The following is a 21,296-nucleotide window of genomic DNA, read 5'->3' as shown; positions in this document are numbered from 1 at the left end:
ACGCAGGAGACCCGTATTTTGGCAGGTCGCCAGGGGTAACCAATCATTATTTTTTTGAATAGTTTTAATCAGATGGACGAAGAACCCCTTTTCCAACTTGCTTCTAGGAGGTGAATCCGAATACACCCGCCTTTAATACAAGCGGGTGTCAACGGAAAAGGAGTTGATATATTTGTCCGGTCAAGAGTCAACAGCTTCCTGGCGGGATATAATCTCGTTTCCCCTGGGAGGGAGACAGTCTAAGCCAAGGGATTGCGGTTTGACAATGGTTATTGACAAAGGTATGGGAATCGGTGAAACGAGAGATCTGCTGCAAATAAACTATGAGCACATAGATTTTATCAAGCTTGGCTTTGGAACACCGGCGCTATATGCAGCAGGCACCCTGGAGGAAAAGATTCAACTGGCGCGATCTTACGATATTGAGATATATCCCGGGGGTACCTTCATGGAAGTAGCCATTATGCAGAATAAAACGAGAGAATTCCTATGTAAGTGCAAGTCCCTTGGTTTTACGGCCGTTGAAATAAGCGACGGTACAGTTTTTATCAGCCAGGAGGTGAGAGAACAAGCAATTTTCATGGCGGCGGAAATGGGTTTTAGAGTTTTAACCGAGGTCGGCAAAAAAAACAACGGACCCGAATTATCAGTGCATACACTGGCCACCCAGGCTATGAGGGATCTGGAAAAAGGCTCTTACAAAGTAATCCTGGAGGGCAGAGAATGCGGGATAAACGTTGGCCTGTACGACCAAAACGGGCAGATGGCGAGAAAAGATTTAAAGGTACTGCTGGAGTATATAGACGACCCGGCGCTGATTATCTGGGAAGCACCGCTTAAAAACCAGCAGCAAGACCTGATTGAAAAGTTCGGACCTAATGTCAACCTGGGTAATATCCAACCACAGGAAGTCCTGGCAGTAGAAGCCCTCAGAGTGGGCCTGCGGGCAGATACCCTGCAATTTGTAGCCAATCTTGAGGATATGAACATATAAATACCTGTAATTGGTAATACGCAAATCGGTGGTGGCATATATTAACATATAATAACTACTCAGGAGTCAGAATGAAAGAACTCTACTGAATTCTGACTCCTGAATTCTAATTTAAGCGAGGCGAGAGGAATGAACGGAGTTCTCATCTTGGTCGCTCTGCTTCTCATAGGAATCATTGCCCGCTCCAATTTAATTGCCACCGCCGCCTGCGTATTGCTGATAATTAAATTCGCTAACTTAAATTTTATTTTACCCTTGCTGGAAAAAAGAGGCCTCGAAGTGGGCCTGTTGTTTTTGTTACTGGCTATACTGGTACCTGTAGCAAAAGGCGAGATTAGCGAAAAGGACCTTTTAATGACTTTCACTTCGTTACCTGGTGTGCTGGCGCTAATCGGGGGAGCACTGGCAACACATTTAAATGGAGAAGGACTGAAGCTGCTGCAGATAGATCCTGAATTAATTTTCGGGCTGCTGATAGGATCTGTATTCGGCATTGTCTTTTTGGGCGGCATCCCGGTTGGCCCGCTGATGGCAGCTGGCCTGACTGCATTATTTTTGGAAACAATACACCTGTTCAAGTGATCCGGCAAGGTCTAAGGATTTAAGTATCTCCAACAGCACACCGGGAAGCGGCGCTTTAAATTCCAGGTAACGAGTCTCACGAGGGTGTATAAACCCCAGCAGATAAGCGTGTAAAAACTGGCCTGCCAGATCGAAATGGGGCCGTGCCGGACCGTAACGCGCATCGCCCGCCAACGGGTGGCCAATATGTGCTAAATGCACCCTGATCTGGTGTGTGCGGCCAGTCTCCAGGCGCAGCTCCAAAAAAGTGTAATCGCCTGCTCTGCCCAGGACCCTGTAATGGGTAATGGCATTTTTTGAGTTACGACTGGTGACAGCCATCTTTTTTCTATCCCTGGGGTCACGGCCTATGGGTGCGTTAATAATACCCTGATCAAATTGCATCGAACCGTGGGCCAAAGCAAGATAACCCCGGGCGACGGTATGCTCCTTCAATTGATCCGCCAGACGCTCATGGGCCAGGTCATTCTTGGCTGCCATCAAAAGTCCTGAGGTATCTTTGTCAATGCGATGGACAATGCCCGGCCTGAGCACCCCGTTGATGCCTGAGAGATCACGGCAATGATAAAGTAAAGCATTCACCATAGTGCCGTAAAAGTTGCCTTCCGCCGGGTGCACAACCATGCCTCTGGGCTTGTTAATTACTATCACATCTAAATCCTCATAGTAAATGTCCAGTTGAATTTGTTCCGGCAGCACCTGAAGCTCCGTGGGTGGCGGTATTTCCACCGCGATCTCGTCGCCTTCCTTTAAGCGGTAATTGGCCCGAGCTTCTATACCATTGACTTTAACCAATCCCTCACCGATTAATTTTTGAATATATGAACGGCTTAAATTATTACCGGAAGAAGTTACGTAAACATCTAATCGCTGGCCCGCCCTGTTGTTGTCAACATGGTAAATCTCATTATTCCGCACCAGAATCAATCCTTTGCTTTTCCTCTTTATCATTTCGCCAGACATCCAGTATCAGCAGCAGTGCGCCAATAACAATGGCTGTGTCAGCCAGGTTAAAAACCGGCCAAACCCGGAAGTCTAAAAAATCTATCACCCGGCCAATGCGAATCCGGTCAATCAGATTGCCAATAGCGCCGCCGGATATTAAACCCAGCGCTGTGTGGGCCCAAACCCACTCCCCGGGCAAATACCTGTATCCAACCATTATCCCTATTACTACAATAATTGATACCAAGATAAAAAATTCTGTTTTATTGGCCAGCAACCCAAAAGCAGCTCCGGGATTCAAAACATATGTTATAAAAAAAACCGGAGACAGCACCGCAATGGACTGCCCCTGTGCCATGGTGGACGTTATCACGTATTTGGAAATCTGATCAGCCAAAAGTGTTAATATACCGAACGCCACAAACCGCAAAACCGTTATCCCTCCCCAAAGTAACAACTACATGATATAATACCACATGTTACAGGCTAAAAAACCACCGATCAGGTAAAAAGGAGTGGATCTGTTGTTTTACTGGATTCCCGCTATAGCCTGGATGGCTTTTATCTATTACCTGTCTGGAAGGACAGGAGCGGAACTTGGTTCTATTTTCCCTTTTATTGAAGATTTCAACCCGGGCCATATACTGGCCTATTTCATCCTGGCTTGGCTTGTTTTATGGCCTTTACGGATAAATAACTTCTCCCGCCCTTACCTTGCAGCATTTCTTCTATGCCTGTTTTACGGCATCAGCGACGAAATTCACCAGCATTTTATACCGACCCGAACCCCGGATGTATATGATCTGCTCAGGGATCTATCGGGTGCGTCAATAGCCCTTATGATCAATTATTTCTTAGTTGCTAGAAAGAATGGAGAACATGAGAGTGAATAGTTGTATTAATTAACATTCTAAGTTTTCGCAATTTTAAAATTATTAGAAAAGAAGGAATTTCTGAAAATTAAGAAGAATAATTAAGCAATTAATCAGACAAATACACCTAAAAGGAGGGCTATTTTGTTATGCGGGACGTGGTAATAGTCGCGGGTACCCGTACCCCGATTGGTGATTTTGGTGGTTCACTGCGGACGGTAACGGCCGGCAAACTGGCTGTGGTAGCGATAAAAGAAGTAATTAAAAGGGCTGGAATTGAAGCGGGAGAGATCGATGATGTCATCCTGGGTTGCTGTGTGCAGAGCAGTGAGGAGCCGAACGTAGGGCGTACAGCAGCGCTTATGGCCGGCTTGCCGGACAGTGTTACCGGCATGACCATACAAAGGCAATGTGCATCCGGTCTTCAGGCCATTATTTCCGGGTGCCAGCAAATACAGACCGGCGACTCGGAAATCGTCCTGGCCGGTGGTACCGAAAGCATGAGCACCGCTCCTTTTTTACTTAAAAAAGCCCGCTGGGGTATGCGCCTGCAGCACGGGCAAATAACCGATGCGTTATGGGAAACCTTAACTGACCCTATCCATGGCATCTTGATGGGTGAAACGGCAGAACGGCTGGCAGAAAAATATGGAATATCCAGGGAAGAGCAGGATATCATCGCTTTCCGCAGTCATCAAAACGCTTTAAACGCCATTAATAAAGGCTACTTCGCGGAAGAAATAGTCCCGGTGCCGGTGCCCCAACGCAAGGGTGACCCGGTACTGGTGAACAGGGATGAGCACCCCAGGGACGACGTAAACCTGGCCAAGCTTTCCAAGCTGCCTCCCGCTTTTAGAAAAAATGGCACGGTAACAGCGGGTAACGCCTCGGGTCTTAATGATGCCGCAGCGGCAGTTATCATAATGTCCGAAGAAAAGGCACGTCAGAAGGGACTTAAACCGCTGGCCCGAATAGTCAGCCACGCCAGAGCGGGAGTTGAACCCGACCTCATGGGCTACGGTCCGGTGCCGGCCATAAAGAAGGCTCTCCAAAGAGCCAACCTTACGCTGGCTGATATTGACCTGATTGAACTAAATGAAGCTTTTGCCGCCCAATATTTAGCCTGCGAAAAGCTGCTGGATTTAAACCGGGAGCAAGTTAACGTCAACGGCAGCGGAGTCGGGCTTGGCCACCCGGTTGGCTGCACCGGCACCAGGATCACAGTCACCTTACTGCATGAAATGGTCAGGCGCAACGCTCATTACGGACTGGCCTCCCTTTGCGTTGGCGGAGGTATGGGCGTTGCCCTGATCGTAGAAAGGGAGGTATAAACTATGTCAATAAAAATTATCGGAGTTATTGGGGCTGGCACCATGGGCGCCGGGATCGCCCAGGTTTCGGCAGCTGCCGGTTATGATGTGGTTATGAGAGATGTCACCGAAGAATTCGTTAATCGCGGCAGGTCCGTAATTGAAAAAAACCTGGCCCGCAGTGTCAGCAAACAAAAAATGAGCCAGGAACAGGCAGATGCTTTAATAGGCAGGATCAAGTGCACAACCAAATTAGACGATCTGGCTGAATGCGACTTTGTTATCGAAGCTATTATTGAAAAAATGGCATTGAAAAAAGAACTCTACAGCGAGCTGGATAAAATCTGTAAGCCCGAAACAATCTTTGCCTCCAATACCTCCGGTTTAAGTGTTACGGAAATGGCTGCGGTAACAACCAGGCCCGGTAAATTCATCGGCATGCATTTCTTTAACCCGGTACCGGTTATGAAACTGGTTGAAATCATTAGGGCTGCGGAGACAGACGATGAAACAGCAGCGGTTACCCGGGAACTGGTCCGCAAAATGGGCAAAGAGCCGATAATGGTTAACGAAGCGCCATTGTTCGCCGTCAACCGCATTCTTGTACCAATGCTTAACGAAGCCATGTTTGTCTTAATGGAAGGGGTAGCCTCAGCAGAAGATATTGACAAGGGCATGCAACTGGGCGCCAACCATCCCATTGGCCCCCTGGCTTTGTCAGATCTGATCGGCCTGGACACCCTGCTGATGGTTTGCGACACATTGTATAATGAAACCGGCGATTCAAAATACCGCCCTTGCCCCCTGCTGCGTAAACTGGTCAGGGCGGGACACTTAGGCAGAAAAACCGGCCGTGGTTTTTATAAGTATTAAGTCAGGAGTCAGGAGACAGGAGTCAGGAGTAATTAATGAGAGAACGGTTTATCGTCTCGAAGTGTTTTAGAATTCTGACTACTGAATTCTGAATACAATTTAATTTATTAGTTATATCCAGGAGGGAAGATAAATGGAGGACAATCAAAGGCTAAACCCTCAAGAGAATGATTTTTCCCCGGTTGCCAGCCACAGGTTTGCTATGCGACAGTTGGAAAATGCTTTGTATGAGCATTCCGATGTTGAAGAGGTGGCAGCGTTTTTCATTCCCGAGGAAAAAGGTCACGAGACACTTGTAGCATTTATCGTACCACGTGATGATGATTTAACTGAAGAGGCGATCATGCAATTTTTAACCCAAAGCGGGCAATTGGAACAGGAAAACTTGCCCGGAGCTGTAAAATTTGTTCCCAGAATTCCCAAGTCGCCAAGCGGAAAAGTACTTAAGCTTAGACTACTGGAAGATATCTGTACCTGATTACTCACTTCCCTAAAGTCCGGTTAAAAAAACCTGCGAAAAATCGCAGGTTTTTTAATTTTTAATGATTACCCGGGCAAAATATAAAGGACCGGGGGGTGTAAATTGTCCCGGCCTAAATATATGCAAAGTCTGCGGCCAACCACAGACTAAGGAGAGTTAGCCTTGGAGACTGCATGCGTGCTTTGTAACTCCTTGGAGACCATCGCCATTGAGTGCCATTGTGGCTCAATTATGCGGGATAGCGGTCCGGTAGCGGATTATAGCGGTCCTTACAGCCCTTATTTTAACATGAGCTTTGAAAATAATTGCTGCTATCACCTTTTTACTTGTCCCGCATGCGGCTGTGACCGTGTTATAGCTATTCCACTTGTTGCCCTCTAAGGTAATATTAAACTGTGGAATATCGGTCTATTATTGCCTCTATCTTTCACCTAAAAACATTTCCGGCATAATATAAATATAAAGTTGTTGGTGAAAGGGGGACAATAATAATTGTCTAATGGAATAACTAAAAATCCCTACATCCTGTTCTTAATCTTTATTCTGTTAATTCTTAGTACTGATAAGAGCGCCGATGAAAAACTCGGTTTTCTCAGAGGCATTGTTGATCAAACGTCCCGGTCTTTAAGCACGCTAAGGGAAGGCATTAATTCCATGCAAATGAGCTTTGAGCATGCTCATGCGCTGTTTACGGGTTCTGCCGAAAAAACAGGTGAAACCGAATAAGTATTATCCATGAATAAGAGCCGGCAGACACTTGGTACACACCCAGATGCTTTTACCTTCCCTACGGCAGGGCAAAACCGGCACCTGGTCTTCGTTACGACCGCAATTAAAACATACCTGGGGAAGATAGCTCCCCGGGTTTTGTTTTACCTGCTCCTCAACTGCACTTTCGTCAAAATCAGGCGCTTCTCTGGTTTCAACACTCAGTGCACCCTGTGGACAGGTCCCAATGCAAAAGCCCGCGCCATCGCATAAAGCTTCATTTTTCACCTTGGCCTTGCCGTTTTCAATAGTAATAGCTCCTTCCACACAGGGGCTTACGCAAACCCCACAGCCGTTACATTTTTCTTCGTCTATTTTTACTATTTGTCTTCTGGCCATCTGAATCACCTCACAAATATTTTGCACTTTAATTATATGTAATATTGGAGGAATTTAAAGTTAGCCATCTCGCAGCATAAGTGTGATTTTAATCACGCTCGCAGGAAATAATTAAGCACTTTCAGTACGGCTTCAATTACGTCTTCTGCGTCATTGTCGGTCATTGCCGGGTAAAGCGGCAAGGTTAAAAGTTTGTGATAAAGGTCTTCGGCCTTGGGGCACAGACTGGTGTCCAGCGTGCAAATGTCAGGGTGGCCGATCCATAAATAATATGGATGCAGAAACACAGGCAAGTAGTGCACACCCACCTCAATATTTTCAGTTTGCAAAGCGTCGAATATTTCCCTTCGTGATACCTTTAAATATTCCGTGCGCAAAGCCATAACGTAATAATGCCAGGTCGAACGTCCGCGGCTGTTTTGTTCCGGCAGGAATATGGCAGGATGACCGGAAAACGCCCGGTTGTACCTGCCCGCAATATTGGCGCGCCTGCCAATAAATCCATCAGCTCTGCTTAGTTGAGAAACACCCAGCGCCGCCTGCATCCCGGTCATACGGTAATTATAGCCCCGGTCCTGCATTTCCACAGTCCAGGGACCTTCCGGCTTAACTTGCCTTTGGGAATCATAAATCATCCCGTTTTCCCGGAACATGGTCAGCCATTGGTAAAGTTCTTCCGAATCAGTTGTCACCATCCCACCTTCCCCGGTATAACAATTCTGCGGTGAGCTAAAACTAAAAACAGTAAGGTCACTAATAGAACCGATCTTTTGGCCTTCATATTCACCACCCAAAGCATGGGCGGCATCTTCTATGATAACAAGATCCTTCGCCCGGGCCAGTTCCTGCAGTGCGTCCAGTTGGCACGGATTACCGGCGTAATGCACAGGTATCAGCGCTTTGGTGCGGTCACTAATCTTCATTGCAACCATCTCGGGATCTATATTAAAGGTAGCGGGATCTATATCAGCGAAGGTATGTATCCCCCCCTGGTAAAGAATACAGTTTGAAGTTGACGGGTGAGTAAGGGGTGATGTAATTACCTCTTCCATATGCCCCACGGCGGCGGACATCAGGGCAATGTGCAGCCCGGCTGCACCGGAAGAAACCGCCACAGCGTACCTGGCGCCGGTATATGCAGTCATTGCCTGCTCAAACAGGGAAACCGCTTCACCGCTGCCAAGTTTTCCACCACGCAGGACTTCCGTTACTGCGTTTATGTCATTATCGTTTAATACTGATTTGGCCATGGGCAGCACTTTTTCCCTTACCGGCCGTCCTCCTGCTACTGCTGGCTTATTTTTCATTATATTGGCTTTTTTCAGCCGTTCCCCCCCAAAACTTTAATATATTCTAACAAAGGCAAATATTTTTATGTTTAAGGTAATGCTAATACTATATAAGCATAATTATTTTAGTTATAATCATCGGGAGCATTATATTATGATCAAAAAATATTTATTTATCGCTTTCGCTTTAGCCGGCTCCCTTCTTTTCATGAGTATTTTCGGCAGCTTTAAATTAAATATTGACGCGCTGCAATTCAGGGTAGCCGTCCAAGCCTATGGAGGAGGTTACACCGAAGTGGCAATCCCTCCGCTAGGCACTGTTCGCGCTAAAACCCATGCTACCCCGGTACTGATAAATATACGCCTGGATAATATCGATCCCGAAGCTTTAAAGAATTTGCTGGGTGAGCTTCCGGAACGAAATGAGCTGATACAGCGCGGCAAAACCGCCCTAAAAAAGGCGGCTGTTTTGTTTGTTTTAAAACTGTTTTTTCTGGCGGTAATAGGCGGCGCCTTTGGTGTATATATCTTCCGCCCGGGAACCCCAAAAAAATACGCCGCCGGATGTCTGGCCGGACTGCTGCTGGCGGCCTCCCTGATGACCGGAACCTATTATTCGTATAATACAGAAGCTTTCCGAAATCCACAATACCAGGGTGTATTGCGGATGGCACCCTGGATGGTAAATTTGGCCCAGGAGACCGTTGGGAAATTGGAAACCCTTAGCGAGCAAATGAAACATATCGCCTCAAATCTTAACACACTTTATGCGCGAGTTGAAAGTCTTCAGCCCCCTGACGGGCATGAGTTTGACTTTCAAATACTACATATCTCGGATTTGCATAATAACCCGGCCGGGATTGATTTCGCGCTAAGGATAGCTGAATTATTTAAGGTTGATATGATCATTGATACCGGCGACATCAGTGACTTCGGCACCCCCCTGGAAGCAGTGCTGCTGGACCGTCTAACCCGGGTTAAAGTTCCTTATCTATTTATTGCAGGCAATCATGATTCACCAACTATTGTGGAAAAAATGGCATCACTGCCCCAGGTCAGAGTTATTAACGGGCTAATCAGAATCAACGGCATTTTATTTTATGGCGCCCCTGACCCGGCTTCGTCAAGCACCTCTGTCATTCCACCGGACCTCAGCGCCATCCCCCGCTTTTCCAGACAAATTGAAGCGAAACTGGAGCAGGTGCCCGGCGGAGTCGATATATTATTGCTGCATAATAACAGGATGGCTTATTCCCTTGCCGGAAAGGCGCCCCTGATACTATTCGGGCACAACCACCAGCTAGCGGTAGAACAAGTTCAGGGCAGCATCATGGTCGATGCCGGAAGCACCGGTGCAGCCGGTTTAAGAGGCCTTCAGGCCTTTAAAGTTCCTTACTCGGTGGCACTGTTGCGGCTAAAGCAAACAGAAAACGGAAGGCCGGTAACAATTTCTGTGGATTCCATCTCCGTTGGTAATCTGGAACAAGGATTTACCCTGGAACGCGAAGTATTTAATCAAGACAGCACCAGTGAACAGCAGCAATAAATAATACGTCTCAACTATTCAGCATCTATAACTACATAAGAGCCAGGAGTCAGAATAATAGAACCATGTTAAGGCATTCTGACTCCTGAATTAAAGCTTGTCCATCCATGTTTGATTTATTGTTCCATTTTTTGCTATTGCACCGCTGTAAAACCTATTCAGCTGCCATCCATCACTTACCGGATGGAGATACTTTTCACCGTATACGTCACGCACGTCAAAGTAAAAAATTCTGGTGTGTCCGAGCATAACCAGTATGTCCTTCCCGGGGTATGCGGCAGCGGCTTCAAGGGCTACCTGCTTGCTTTGCTCAACGGCCTGCTTTAATATGTCGTCATTTAAACCAGCCACCCAATTTAAATATTTTAAGTTGTCAATAGCACCAAAAAGATACATCAGTTCCGGCCCTTCACCGGCATAGGTCTGCTGCTCCCGTACGAAATATCTGACATGGTAATCCGAGGATATTATCTGTCCGTATTTATCATTTAGATTTGCTTCAAGTTCCCGGTATGAGGGGGAACTGTCTGTAAATGGCATAATCTGGTTGCCGTTAATCAAACCATTAATGGAAGTGTCAATAAAATACGCCCTGAATATAAGGGTTGCTACCTCCGCCCTGGTGATACCACCATTTGGCCCGAAATCTCCGCCGGGATACCCCCTGACCAGATTGTTTTGCAGTGCCCAAGCTATTGGCAGTCTGCTATCATCGTTAATTTTGTCGTAATCTCTGAAATTTTCCTGCAAGAGCCGGGGATCGGCCTGGTGATAATCCGCTTTTACAGCCTTAACCAGCGCAGTTACAACATCCTGCCTGCTGGCATTATCGTTCGGCCTGAACAAAACCTGACCATTGGTTTGCGTTATGCCGGGGAAATACTGTTGAACCGCTTCCGCGGCAGGGCCAAACCATGCGCCCGCCGGCACATCCGGGTATACACCTTGTAGTTTTTGTGGTTTTAAGCCGGCAACAGCTGCCAGCATAACGGCAAATTCGGGTCTTGTAACCGCTTGATCGGGTTTAAAGGTCCCATCCGGGTAACCGCTGAAAATCCCATGACCGGCTAAGTTGCTGACAGGCTTATAAGCCCAGTGTCCAGTACCCAGATCGGAAAAGACATTTTTATGATCTGCCTGATCGGATGTGTTCGCTAATGCAGGTAAACAAAGAGTGGAAAATTGATATGTAACTGCAAGCAATAAAGTCATTAAAAAAGATAGCGCCCTCTTTTTCAATAACGTCACCTCCCTAAATACATTTAATTAAATTGACGTATGAGAACCAAATTTTGTTTCAATTTTTTAGTCGATTGATTGTACTATATCATGAAATACATGTCCAGATTGCAGGTATTTATCGATAAAACCAGAAACAATATATAACTAACAGGAGTCAGAATTCAGGAGTTAGAATGAGAGAACGGTTTATTATCCCGAGGTGCTCTGAATTCTGAATACCTAATAGTAACAATAATCTTCAAATTTATAATACCAAAGGGAAGGTTACTATAATAGCATTTGAATAACATTTGTATACCTTCTCCAAATTTTATAAGGAGAGTGATTTGATTGCCCATCGCACAAAAAATAGAAGGTTTTTTATCCTCTTCCTCCTGGATTCGCCGCATGTTCGAGGAGGGTGAGAAACTACGCAAAATTTATGGTGCAGATAAGGTTTACGATTTTACTCTGGGTAACCCGGACGTTGAGCCACCTGAATCGTTTCACCGTGAATTACTTGAAATCGCCGGTAAACCGGTCCCGGGAATGCACAGGTACATGAGCAACGCGGGATACGTTGAAACGAGACAGGCAATTGCCGGTGTTCTTGCTGAAGAAACCGGCAAAGCCGTTACCCCCGAGCATATCATTATGACTTGCGGCGCCGGCGGCGGATTGAACGTTGTGTTGAAAACGCTGCTTAATCCCGGGGAAGAAGTGGTTGTTCCAACCCCGTATTTTGTCGAATACCGGTTTTACGCAGACAATCACGGAGGTAAAATAAAAGAAGTTGCCAGCGGGAATGACTTTCAGCCTGATCTGGCTGCCCTGGATAACGCTATCGGGCCGCAAACCAGAGTTGTGCTGATCAACTCACCCAACAACCCGACCGGTGTTGTCTATTCTGCTGAAACCCTGGCTGCCATAGGCAGATTGTTGGATAAAAAAGAAAAAGAGCTGGGGGCTCCCATCTACCTGATTTCCGACGAGCCTTACGCTAAAATTGTTTACGACGGGATTACCGTGCCCAGCGTTTTCAATTATATCAAAAATTCAATCATTGTAACTTCTCACAGCAAGGACCTGGCCCTGCCGGGCGAACGAATCGGCTACATCGCCATTAATCCGGATATTCAAGATGCCCCACTTCTTTTTGAAGGCTTTGTGTTTTGCAACCGAACCCTGGGGTTTGTCAACGCTCCGGCATTAATCCAACGACTGGTGACTCCCCTGCAGAGGGAACGGGTTGATGTAAATGAATATCGTGCCAAAAGAGACCTTTTATACAATCATCTTACAGGGCTTGGCTTTGATGTTGTAAAACCCATGGGCGCATTTTACCTGTTCCCCCGCTGCCCCATTGAAGATGATGTGGAATTTGTCCGCACTGCTCAAAAATACAACCTGCTGCTGGTACCCGGCAGCGGTTTCGGAAAACGCGGTTACTTCAGACTTTCTTACTGTATGAACATGCAAATTATCCGCAATTCACTGCCGGCATTCGAGCAGCTGGCTGCTGATTATACCCTTGAAGCTTAAAAACCATACTTTTTCTTCTTGGTCGTCAAATTATTGGGTGGGGTCTTATAAGGATTTTCCCGCAGGGCCTCACCCTCTTTGTCTTTGTCCCACAGCCCTTGCGGTGATTCCTCTTGCACCAGCTCATGTTTATAAGTCTTTTTATTATCTTTCATTATTCATATCCCTCCTTGATGATGATATCTTATTGTTCCTTCAGTTTTAACAATCCATACCACAATAAAAAAGCGCGCGTCACTTTGAGGTCAGGCTTACACCCCCGACCGCTTAAAAAATAAACCCCGGTTTAATGCCGGGGTTTTGCTGGCTGGTTGATATTAATCTTCCTCTTCAGTTAACATAATGACTTTTTCATTCATGTGCATATTCAGCTGTTGCAGCACCCTTTCCAGTGAATCAGCATCCTTTAAAGTAAAACCGTTTTCCCACCGTTCTATGAGGTACTTAATAAAATCAAGGTACCCGGTTATCATAGTTAATGTATACAGGTCCTTGAATCGGTTGTTTGCTTCCGGCTGACACCTGTTTTCAGGGCTATTCTTGTGCGAAAGCGTAAAGTTGGATAAAGTCTCATTGTCCCTGGTCCAGGTAAGTATTCCTTCATGGACAAAGATTTCCTCTCCGCAAACGTCGCAAATGAACCTGGACATTGGCATCCTCCCCTCAGAATAAAAGACATGATAGCTTAACTATGATATAATATATCACAACATCAACAAGGTAACTAGAACCTATAAATGCATGATGTAAACTTTTTTTCCTGTTAATTTTCCGGAGGTAATAATGAGATCCTGGTATATTGAAGACGCCGGGGGTGGCTGTAGAGCTTTTTCTGAAGTTCTGGTGCTTGTTAGCGAAGATCCGTGTTTAATTTATCAACGCTTAATGCCCTTGACCTGGAACAATGACATAACCTTTGAGGAAATGGCCCGCCTGATAGTGGTGGAAATGATGATAGAAGCTGAAGCGTCCCATAATGATTACTTTTATGTTTGCTCCGGAAACATTTTTTACGGGCTGCATAAATGGCTCACCGAAAACGGCTATAACTGGGAAACGACTAAAATGGACGGTCTGGCCCACGATGTAGCGGAAAGCGCATTTCAAAAACAGCTTTTATTAGCCGGCTTTCCTGCAGGTATTAAACTGGAAGAGCGAAATTACAGGGATTTTTATCGAACGGTTGAATCATGGATTAAGGAGGATCCCACCCGAAAGCGTTTCTTTAAGGATATGACTGTTCGGCGCAAGCCGGAGCAATTCCGTTACATATTGAAGGGGAATTCCAGTCACACCCGTAAATGTGCAAAATGTCAGAAAAAGATTTCCGCTTTCAGTCCCATTGTACAATATAGATGCCGTGAAAACGGCAAGAAAAAAAACCGCTATTACCATCCCGAATGTTCACCGTACAAACCGCATAAGAATAAGCTGGAGGAAGCCCACTTTTTATGGATGGGCAGCGTGGTTTCGGGAGTAGTGCTGCCGCTCAGAAAAGCTGCACCCTGCAGTGTATGCGGGCTGGAATTACTGCCGGGCACCAGAGCAGTACACGCAGGCAACGGTAAAAAGGTAATTTGTGGACACATTGAATGTTTTAACTATGTTAACAAAGAAGAATTAAACGGTTAGGATTAATGCCGGACCAAAATTAAGATAATCGGCGCTGGCAAGGTAAAAGTTAACGCCCCAGGCCCGGTCGGGCAGTCGATACCTGCAAGCCCGGGCATGAAGATGGCCATAGATCACGGTATCTACTTCATATTTTTGAAACAACTCAATGAAACCTGAATAGTCATGTTTCTCATTGGTAGGCATATAATGCATCATCGCAATTTTCCGGCCGGAACCCGCACTTTGCAGTGAATTTTCCATTCTAAGCAATTCCCGGCGGTATATTTTTTCGTCCTCCTCTTTAAAAAAAGAACCGCCGGGACAAAGCCATCCCCGGGTTCCGCAAATATTAACCCCGTTTTTAATTTCCACATGATCGTTTTGGATCATGGACATATTGGGTGGTACTGCCGACCTAATCCGGGAAATACTCTGCCACCAGTAATCATGGTTACCCTGGACGCAGATTATTCTTCCCGGCAGCAACCCCATGTAACTCAAATCGGCTTGAGCTTCCTCCAGGCGCATTGCCCAGGATATGTCGCCCGGCACCAATACCACATCTTGATCGGAAACATTTCGCGTCCAGTTTTCATAAATTATTTTAGCGTGCAGATGCCAGCTAGGCTCTATATCTTCCATCGGTTTGTATTCCTCATAATTTTCCCAGTTTAATACGTTTACCTCATGTTTAAATGACAGGTGTAAATCACCTATGGCAAATATATTCAATATATACCCTCCTGAATAAACTATAAAGAAGACTTGGTTCAGGTGGGGTTTTGATCCTACCTGAACCTTAGTCGCACTTATTTCGAGTTTATCGCCGCTTAACTCCCGCTGTAGAGGCGGGAGTCTTAGCGGCGGTTAATGAGATAACTCACCTGTAAGGTGGTGACTGATTTGAACGAGTATAAACTAATCACGGTAGTGCAAACCAAGGAATATGTTTATATTCGTATCTTTGTTAACGAAACACTGGTTAACCCGGAAGGTCTGATCAAATTAAAACATAGCGAATTGGACCAGTTGTTTCGGGACTTGTTTAAGGGCTCAAAGGGAAAGTGCATTCGACTTAAATACATCAACACCTAACTTGTTTATCTTCGCACAGCCTGTAAAACCCCGCCCGAACCAAGTCTTATTTATTGTTTCGACCGACAGGATATTTATTCCTGCCCTGCCCGGATATTGGTTTATACACTACTTAGGAGACAGGAGTCAGAATTCAGGAGTCAGAATGAGAGAATGGTTTATCGCCTCAAGGTATTAAGAATTCTGACTGCTGAATTCTAAGTACCTAAATATAAATAATAAATACTTGTTAAATTCATCAGGCACAAAAAAACCTCCCGCTATCCGGAAGGTTTCTGGCATTATTCTGACTCCTGACTTCTGTCTCCTGATTAGTTACAATGTCTTTTTATATACTCGATGTGTTTTGATGACAGTTCCGCCCATCAATGGCCTGATAACTTTGGTTTTCACATCTTGATTGCTGGAGGCCACCTGTGATGCCTCACCCCTGGTATAGCCAAGTTTGCGGCAGCTTTTATATAATTCACTTAAAATTGCTTTGGGTATTCCCTTTAGCCTGAACTCAGGAACAACGCCACCTATAGCCAGCCTTATATACCCATCCTTGCCCTGCTTTGGCCTCACGTAAGGTATGGAAATTAACATGGCGGCCGGTTTGCCTTTGACTTCAGCTATCAGGAAACAGCCCGGCGGGACATGAGTTGACATGCCCATCAAAAAGCCTTGTGCTTCCTGTAAAGTCATGGGGATGTAGCCAAATATATCAGACATGGCACGATTGTTAATTTCTTGCACAATCTTGGCTTCTCTAATAAACCGGGCATAGTTTATAGGTCTAATCACTAATCCCGGCAAATCAATTTTCCTGGTTAGTTTTTCAGGGAGCACCTCCGGAAGCTCCCACTTAAAGGAATCCAGTTCGTGTATTTGTTCTACCCCCGCAGCTTCTATAATTTTTTGATAATACGGCGGGTTATAAGGTATTTCCTCACGCGTCTCATGTTCAAAACCTTTAATCATTATGCCAACTTGCTGATTTGAGTTTAATGTAGCAGGACCAATCATTTCTGTTTGGCCTTGCTCTTTTAGCCAACCTGCAGCCGCGTCGATAAGAGCCCGGGCAGCATCAACACTATCTATACACTCGAAGCACCCCCAAAATCCTTCCCAGTTGCGCGGATTTAAAGTATCTATGGTTGCGCTTATCCTCCCAACAGGCCTACCATCAAAAATGGCCACAAAATTGGCGTATTTTAAATGCTGCAAAGTTGGATTAGACATAGGATCAAATCGCATTGCTGTATTAAAGCTGTTAACAGCAGACGGTACCGATTCCTTACCATAGACAAGTGAGGGAACACTTAAAAAAGCCCGTTTTTCGGCCAAGCTTGCCACTTTTTTAATTTCGGGTTTCATACCTTACCCCCATTTTTGACTAACCTTGCGGTCAGTTCCATTATCCTTTATACCTGGCAAAAATAATTCCCCAGCAGTTAATATCCAGGCTTGCTTACTTTCCATGTTATTCAACAAACTAAAAAAAGTTAACATTAAATACTTTACAAAATTTTTTACCTTTATTGTTAATCTGTAACATCTTAATATTCCTTGTTATATATTGGTAGTAAAGAGGAGGGATATTTTAATGGGATATGGATTTTATCCGCCTGCTGGACCTCCAGCAAAGGAAAAAGCCCCCGGCAAACCCAAAAAACCAGGCAAAGCGCCCAAGGGTAAGCCAACTAAAGGCAAACCTGTTAAAGGTAAACCTATTAAAAACTGGAGAATGTTAGCCAAAGAAGCCGGCAAACCAAACCAAATGCCCGGCATGGGACCTGGCACAGGATGTGGGCCGACTGACCCTTGCCACCCTGGCGTTGGCTATGGCCCCGATTACGGTCCTGGTCATTGCCCTGGTTATGGCCCCGGTTACTGTCCCGGTTACGGCCCCGGTTACGGTCCCGGTTATGGACCAGGCCCGGGTATGGAACCAGGTTATGGACCAGGCTACGGCCACGGACCAGGCCCTTGGATGGGACCCTGGGGATTTTACGCTAAGAAGAAAGCTAAAAAGAAATAATTCGGTGTCTGATCAAAATACCCGGGTATATTACACCCGGGTATTTTGAGTTCAAACTATAGACATGAATGATATTTTTGCATGAGGGTTCCGGTTAATTTACCGGTCCTGCCATCGCCTACCCGGTGCCGGTCAATCGAAACCACAGGCATAATACCCATTAACGAGTTGGTAATGAAGCATTCTTCAGCCTGCAGCAGGTCGGCATAATTGAAATCAGCCTCAATACAGCGACAGGCCGGACCGGCTAATTTATCAATAACCAATCCACGGACGATGCCGGGCAGCAAACCCGCCTCAACGGGTGGAGTTATTAACTTGTTTTCAATTACAACAAAAACATTGCTGGCTGAACATTCGGCTGCATTACCCTGTGTATTTAAAAACAGGCACTCGTCAAATCCCCTGGCTCCGGCCTTTTTACGTGCTATAAGATTCTCCAGGTAATTTGCTGTTTTATGTCTAACCAGCGGTGATTTTTCATTACGGGGGTAATCCGCCGTCATAATAAAAAATCCCTTTTCATATTGTCCCGCGTGATAGGGCACACCTGCCCGGATAGCCAGGATTGTCCTGCCTGGTTTATCATCACTGGAGCCTGCTGTTACCGCAAGTCGCAAAACCCCTTCGCTAATACCTGATTTACTTACTGCTTCCTCGCACATCACAGCAAGGCTATCTATACCCTCAGGTATGAATAATCCCAGTTCAGCAGCGGAACCGGACATTCGCTGCAGGTGCAGCTGTAAAAAATCAGGCCTGCCTCCCTTTACCAAAATCGTTTCAAATAAACTGAAGCCGTATAATAACCCGGCATCAACGGCATCAATTGTTAAACTTGCTTCCGCTGCCGGTTTGCCGTCAATAACATAATATATACTCATTTTCCGCTCCTTTTACTACTAAAATCCATTACAGCTATCTTCCAGGCCCAACGCCCTCACTAAAGCCCTGGCCTTATCCAGGGTTTCTACGTATTCTTTGTGAGGGTCGGAGTCAGCCGTGATGCCGCCCCCGACCTGGAAAAACAGTTTACCTCGCGCAGCCAGAATCGTCCTGATGACTATATTCAAGTCAGCGCGCCCGTCAAAGCCAAGGTAACCAATGGAGCCGGTATATACACCCCGGCGAACCGGTTCCATCTCCTCAATAATCTCCATGGCCCTAATCTTTGGTGCTCCCGTAATGGATCCCCCGGGAAATGATGCGGCCAGCAGATCTGTTACGTCATAACCGGGGGCCAGACGCCCTTCAACAGTTGAAACCAGGTGAAAAACCGTGGCATACTCCTCCAAACGGTATAGTTCCGGCACCTTAACGGTGCCGATTTCACAAACCCTGCCCAAATCGTTGCGCTCCAAATCCACTATCATCATTAGTTCCGCCCGATCCTTTTCACTTTGTAATAATTCCCGGCGTAACCTGCTATCTTCCCCCGGAGTATGGCCACGAGGCCTGGTCCCTTTTATTGGCCGTGTTTCCACCCTGTTGCCGTCAACCTTTAAATAACGTTCGGGTGATGCTGATATTATCTCAAATTCGCCGCAGGACAAAAATGCCGCCATGGGAGCCGGGTTAATTTTCCTCAATCTCCGATATAATTCCCAGGCATCAACAGTTTGACCGGTACAAAAACGCTGAGACAGGTTAACCTGAAAAATATCACCGGCCGCAATGTACTCTACTGCCCGCCGCACCATATTACGGTATTCACCGGGAGAGAAGTTGGAAACAAGCTGGTTTTCTCTATTTTTTTCTGTTTTTGTTCCAATAAAGTCTGCTTTACTTTTTGGTTCCGTTAAGGCTTGCTCAATTTCCTCCAACCGGCGGGCCGCCCTGAATTCGGCTTCAGAACCCTGTTCGGGCAGGCCCGTGGATATCACCGTAATGAAACCGGTGATTACATCAACCGCTACAACTGTATCATAAAAACCAAGAAACAGATCAGGCATTGCTAAATCATCAGCTGCCTGTTCGGGCAACCTTTCAAACAGCCGGCCCAAATCATAACCAAAATAACCCACTGCCCCGCCATTAAAAGGGAACAATCCATTTTCACGCGGCACGGTGTATGTCTTGAACAGGTGTTTAAGTTTCTGCAGGGGAGAACCGGTAAAATTTGCAACTTGATCACCCCGGGTTATGGTAATGTTTTGCCCCTTACTGCTCATTACTAAAAACGGATCAACGCCGATAAATGAATGCCGGCCCAGACCGTTGACAATCATGCCTGTATCCAGTAAAAACGGAAATGGTAATTGACTTAAACGTTCAAATATATCAAGGGAATCCAACTGGTACTTAAGTTTTTTATAGATAGGCAATTTAACCGGCACACCGTATGTCCCCTTTCAAATTAATAAAGAAGTTAGCCAATATCTTTTTGCCATAAACCGTTAATATTGACTCAGGATGAAATTGCCAGCCCTCTATAGGCAGGTACCGGTGCCTTACACCCATAATTTCACCACGACCGGTACTGGCAGTAACCATGAGGCAATCAGGCAAGCTTGCTTCCTCTAATATCAGTGAATGGTAACGGGCTACCGGCATTGGGCTTGGTAATCCATTATAAACGCCGCTTCGGTCATGGTATACCAAGGACGTCTTGCCATGCATCAGCCTGGCAGCTCTGATAACCTTACCTCCTAAAGCCTGTCCGATAGTCTGGTGGCCCAGGCATACTCCCAGTATGGCAAACTTCCCCGCCAGTTGCCTCACCAATTCCAGGGATATCCCAGCTTCGTCAGGAGTGCACGGCCCGGGAGAAAGCACAATGCATTCCGGCTTAAGCGCTTCTATTTCCGGTATGGAAATCTTGTCGTTGCGATAAACTTTAACTTCCCTGCCCAATTCCGAAATGTATTGATAAAGGTTATAAACAAATGAATCGTAATTATCGATTAATAGAACCATTTTTATTATCCCCCCCATAAAGAAGACTTGGTTCAGGTGGGGTTTCGACCCCATCTGAACCTTAGTCGCACTTATTTCGAGCTTACAGCCTGTTAATCCCCGACCTAAGAGGGCGGGGTTTTACAGGCTGTGCGAAGATAAAAAAAACCAGCACAAAAAGGCTGGTTCTCACCCCATCGGTCTCCGAGTCGTCTCTTCAACACCATCTCAGCTATCTTAACTAATCATATCTCCGCTCAGCTTGCAATTGTCAAAAATATGTTAATATAACCTATCCGGTTTTGTCAACCAATTTACTTTACTATCATAAAGGCTATTGGCCTTTTGACTGCGCATTATTTCTTTTCGAAGATAATTAATTACTATATGATCGGTAGGGAACGCCAACTGCGGAACCTTGTGCAGGTCAAAATAGCCAACCGCGTCCAGGTCGTCGCCGGCCACAGGGCTGCCTTCCCTGACCCTGGCCAAAAACCAAATGCCAACTGTGTGGTTTTCCGGGTTGTGAAAGTTTGACTGCACTGTAAAAACACGAATCAAATCGATGTCCAAACCAGTCTCTTCCTTGAATTCCCTGGTAACAGCATCATACACATCTTCTTCATATTCCACGTAACCGCAGGGAATGCACCATAGTCCCTGGTACTGGCCTTCCTTTCTGCGGCCCAGTAAGATCTGGTTTTTATCGTTTAATACAATGGCAGCCACTCCAACCACCGGGTTTTCAAACAAAACATAGGTGCATGAGACACAGGTTAAACGCGGTATTCCCTGGTAATAACGGTAATCAAGCTTTCCACCGCATTTGGGACAATAAAAAAACCTTTGCCTAGTTTTGCCTGACACTGCCAACCATCCCCCATAAAGAAGACTTGGTTCAGGTGGG

At 45.9% G+C, this 21,296-nt stretch carries 25 protein-coding genes; 11 read left to right on the top strand and 14 right to left on the bottom strand.

Translation table 11 applies throughout. The features are described 5' to 3' along the window. Positions 1–172 precede the first annotated feature (172 nt). Both comA and BM056_RS20535 read left to right on the top strand, forming a co-directional pair. The gene (gene comA / locus BM056_RS20540) at positions 173–994 is read left to right on the top strand and encodes a phosphosulfolactate synthase (RefSeq protein WP_092474095.1); all 822 of its coding nucleotides are present in this window, start codon (positions 173–175) and stop codon (positions 992–994) included. A 129-nt stretch (positions 995–1,123) separates the two neighbouring features. Beyond that, positions 1,124–1,576 (top strand): DUF441 domain-containing protein, encoded by a 453-nt coding sequence (locus tag BM056_RS20535; RefSeq protein WP_092473983.1) that lies wholly within the window; start codon positions 1,124–1,126, stop codon positions 1,574–1,576. On the opposite strand, the gene BM056_RS20530 is transcribed toward BM056_RS20535, so the two are convergent. Both BM056_RS20530 and lspA read right to left on the bottom strand, forming a co-directional pair. Further along, positions 1,544–2,527 carry an RluA family pseudouridine synthase gene (locus tag BM056_RS20530; RefSeq protein WP_092473981.1) on the bottom strand — a complete coding sequence of 328 codons (984 nt, stop codon included), beginning with the start codon at positions 2,525–2,527 and terminating at the stop codon, positions 1,544–1,546. The two genes, BM056_RS20535 and BM056_RS20530, sit on opposite strands and share 33 nt — an antisense overlap. After that, positions 2,484–2,942, bottom strand: a complete 459-nt coding sequence (lspA, locus tag BM056_RS20525) for a signal peptidase II (protein WP_337833534.1) — start codon at positions 2,940–2,942, stop codon at positions 2,484–2,486. The genes BM056_RS20530 and lspA overlap by 44 nt, the downstream gene beginning before the upstream one ends. 103 nt (positions 2,943–3,045) lie before the next feature. On the opposite strand from lspA, the gene BM056_RS20520 reads away from it, so the two are divergent. From BM056_RS20520 to BM056_RS20495, 5 genes are all read left to right on the top strand, one after another. Beyond that, positions 3,046–3,414 (top strand): VanZ family protein, encoded by a 369-nt coding sequence (locus tag BM056_RS20520; protein ID WP_238456573.1) that lies wholly within the window; start codon positions 3,046–3,048, stop codon positions 3,412–3,414. A gap of 128 nt (positions 3,415–3,542) precedes the next feature. Continuing rightward, the gene (locus BM056_RS20515) at positions 3,543–4,724 is read left to right on the top strand and encodes a thiolase family protein (RefSeq protein WP_092473976.1); all 1,182 of its coding nucleotides are present in this window, start codon (positions 3,543–3,545) and stop codon (positions 4,722–4,724) included. 3 nt (positions 4,725–4,727) lie between these two features. Beyond that, on the top strand, positions 4,728–5,576 hold the full coding sequence (locus BM056_RS20510; protein ID WP_174549986.1) for a 3-hydroxybutyryl-CoA dehydrogenase: 849 nt from the start codon (positions 4,728–4,730) through the stop codon (positions 5,574–5,576). 133 nt (positions 5,577–5,709) lie between these two features. Then, positions 5,710–6,054: an AMP-binding enzyme gene (locus BM056_RS20505; protein ID WP_092473974.1), complete on the top strand. Its 345-nt coding sequence runs from the start codon at positions 5,710–5,712 to the stop codon at positions 6,052–6,054. A 495-nt stretch (positions 6,055–6,549) separates the two neighbouring features. Then, positions 6,550–6,783: a hypothetical protein gene (locus BM056_RS20495; protein WP_092473970.1), complete on the top strand. Its 234-nt coding sequence runs from the start codon at positions 6,550–6,552 to the stop codon at positions 6,781–6,783. A gap of 3 nt (positions 6,784–6,786) precedes the next feature. Here BM056_RS20495 and BM056_RS20490 read toward each other — a convergent pair whose 3' ends face one another. Both BM056_RS20490 and BM056_RS20485 read right to left on the bottom strand, forming a co-directional pair. Then, positions 6,787–7,164, bottom strand: coding sequence for an ATP-binding protein (locus BM056_RS20490; RefSeq protein ID WP_092473968.1), 378 nt, complete (start codon positions 7,162–7,164; stop codon positions 6,787–6,789). A gap of 92 nt (positions 7,165–7,256) precedes the next feature. After that, a complete protein-coding gene (locus BM056_RS20485; RefSeq protein ID WP_092473966.1) occupies positions 7,257–8,471 on the bottom strand; it encodes a DegT/DnrJ/EryC1/StrS family aminotransferase in 1,215 nt (404 codons plus the stop codon). Positions 8,472–8,607: 136 nt separating this feature from the next. On the opposite strand from BM056_RS20485, the gene BM056_RS20480 reads away from it, so the two are divergent. Then, positions 8,608–9,999, top strand: coding sequence for a metallophosphoesterase family protein (locus tag BM056_RS20480; RefSeq protein WP_165613637.1), 1,392 nt, complete (start codon positions 8,608–8,610; stop codon positions 9,997–9,999). A gap of 90 nt (positions 10,000–10,089) precedes the next feature. Here BM056_RS20480 and BM056_RS20475 read toward each other — a convergent pair whose 3' ends face one another. Continuing rightward, positions 10,090–11,238 carry an S-layer homology domain-containing protein gene (locus BM056_RS20475; RefSeq protein ID WP_092473962.1) on the bottom strand — a complete coding sequence of 383 codons (1,149 nt, stop codon included), beginning with the start codon at positions 11,236–11,238 and terminating at the stop codon, positions 10,090–10,092. A gap of 333 nt (positions 11,239–11,571) precedes the next feature. Here BM056_RS20475 and BM056_RS20470 point away from each other — a divergent pair, with 333 nt between their 5' ends. Beyond that, a complete protein-coding gene (locus BM056_RS20470) occupies positions 11,572–12,762 on the top strand; it encodes a pyridoxal phosphate-dependent aminotransferase (protein WP_092473960.1) in 1,191 nt (396 codons plus the stop codon). Here the strand turns inward: BM056_RS20470 and BM056_RS26370 are convergent. Both BM056_RS26370 and BM056_RS20465 read right to left on the bottom strand, forming a co-directional pair. Next, positions 12,759–12,917 carry a hypothetical protein gene (locus BM056_RS26370; RefSeq protein WP_165613636.1) on the bottom strand — a complete coding sequence of 53 codons (159 nt, stop codon included), beginning with the start codon at positions 12,915–12,917 and terminating at the stop codon, positions 12,759–12,761. The two genes, BM056_RS20470 and BM056_RS26370, sit on opposite strands and share 4 nt — an antisense overlap. A 162-nt stretch (positions 12,918–13,079) precedes the next feature. Beyond that, positions 13,080–13,412, bottom strand: coding sequence for a hypothetical protein (locus BM056_RS20465; RefSeq protein ID WP_092473958.1), 333 nt, complete (start codon positions 13,410–13,412; stop codon positions 13,080–13,082). Between the two features lie 133 nt (positions 13,413–13,545). Here BM056_RS20465 and BM056_RS20460 point away from each other — a divergent pair, with 133 nt between their 5' ends. Then, positions 13,546–14,394 carry a hypothetical protein gene (locus BM056_RS20460; protein ID WP_092473956.1) on the top strand — a complete coding sequence of 283 codons (849 nt, stop codon included), beginning with the start codon at positions 13,546–13,548 and terminating at the stop codon, positions 14,392–14,394. Here the strand turns inward: BM056_RS20460 and BM056_RS20455 are convergent. Then, complete coding sequence (locus BM056_RS20455) at positions 14,383–15,108, bottom strand: metallophosphoesterase (RefSeq protein ID WP_092473954.1); 726 nt, start codon at positions 15,106–15,108, stop codon at positions 14,383–14,385. The genes BM056_RS20460 and BM056_RS20455 overlap by 12 nt on opposite strands. Before the next feature lie 171 nt (positions 15,109–15,279). Between BM056_RS20455 and BM056_RS20450 the strand changes: the two genes are divergently transcribed. Then, positions 15,280–15,471: a hypothetical protein gene (locus BM056_RS20450; RefSeq protein WP_092473952.1), complete on the top strand. Its 192-nt coding sequence runs from the start codon at positions 15,280–15,282 to the stop codon at positions 15,469–15,471. A gap of 315 nt (positions 15,472–15,786) precedes the next feature. Here the strand turns inward: BM056_RS20450 and BM056_RS20445 are convergent, their stop codons facing one another. The 6 genes from BM056_RS20445 to BM056_RS20420 form a co-directional block, all read right to left on the bottom strand. Continuing rightward, on the bottom strand, positions 15,787–16,830 hold the full coding sequence (locus tag BM056_RS20445) for a GNAT family N-acetyltransferase (protein ID WP_092473950.1): 1,044 nt from the start codon (positions 16,828–16,830) through the stop codon (positions 15,787–15,789). A 373-nt stretch (positions 16,831–17,203) separates the two neighbouring features. Next, positions 17,204–17,431, bottom strand: a complete 228-nt coding sequence (locus tag BM056_RS26365) for a hypothetical protein (RefSeq protein ID WP_165613635.1) — start codon at positions 17,429–17,431, stop codon at positions 17,204–17,206. A 119-nt stretch (positions 17,432–17,550) separates the two neighbouring features. Continuing rightward, the gene (locus tag BM056_RS20435) at positions 17,551–18,378 is read right to left on the bottom strand and encodes an aminotransferase class IV (RefSeq protein ID WP_092473947.1); all 828 of its coding nucleotides are present in this window, start codon (positions 18,376–18,378) and stop codon (positions 17,551–17,553) included. 18 nt (positions 18,379–18,396) lie between these two features. Continuing rightward, on the bottom strand, positions 18,397–19,830 hold the full coding sequence (gene pabB / locus BM056_RS20430; RefSeq protein ID WP_092473945.1) for an aminodeoxychorismate synthase, component I: 1,434 nt from the start codon (positions 19,828–19,830) through the stop codon (positions 18,397–18,399). After that, entirely contained in the window at positions 19,820–20,410 is a 591-nt protein-coding gene (locus BM056_RS20425) for an anthranilate synthase component II (RefSeq protein ID WP_092473943.1), read from the bottom strand. The genes pabB and BM056_RS20425 overlap by 11 nt, the downstream gene beginning before the upstream one ends. Positions 20,411–20,671: 261 nt before the next feature. After that, positions 20,672–21,256, bottom strand: a complete 585-nt coding sequence (locus BM056_RS20420; protein WP_092473941.1) for a nucleotide triphosphate diphosphatase NUDT15 — start codon at positions 21,254–21,256, stop codon at positions 20,672–20,674. Positions 21,257–21,296: the final 40 nt, after the last annotated feature.

It is taken from the genome of Desulfotruncus arcticus DSM 17038 (assembly GCF_900113335.1).
GTDB lineage: Bacteria > Bacillota > Desulfotomaculia > Desulfotomaculales > Desulfallaceae > Desulfotruncus > Desulfotruncus arcticus.
This window is presented reverse-complemented; position numbering and strand designations above follow the sequence as displayed.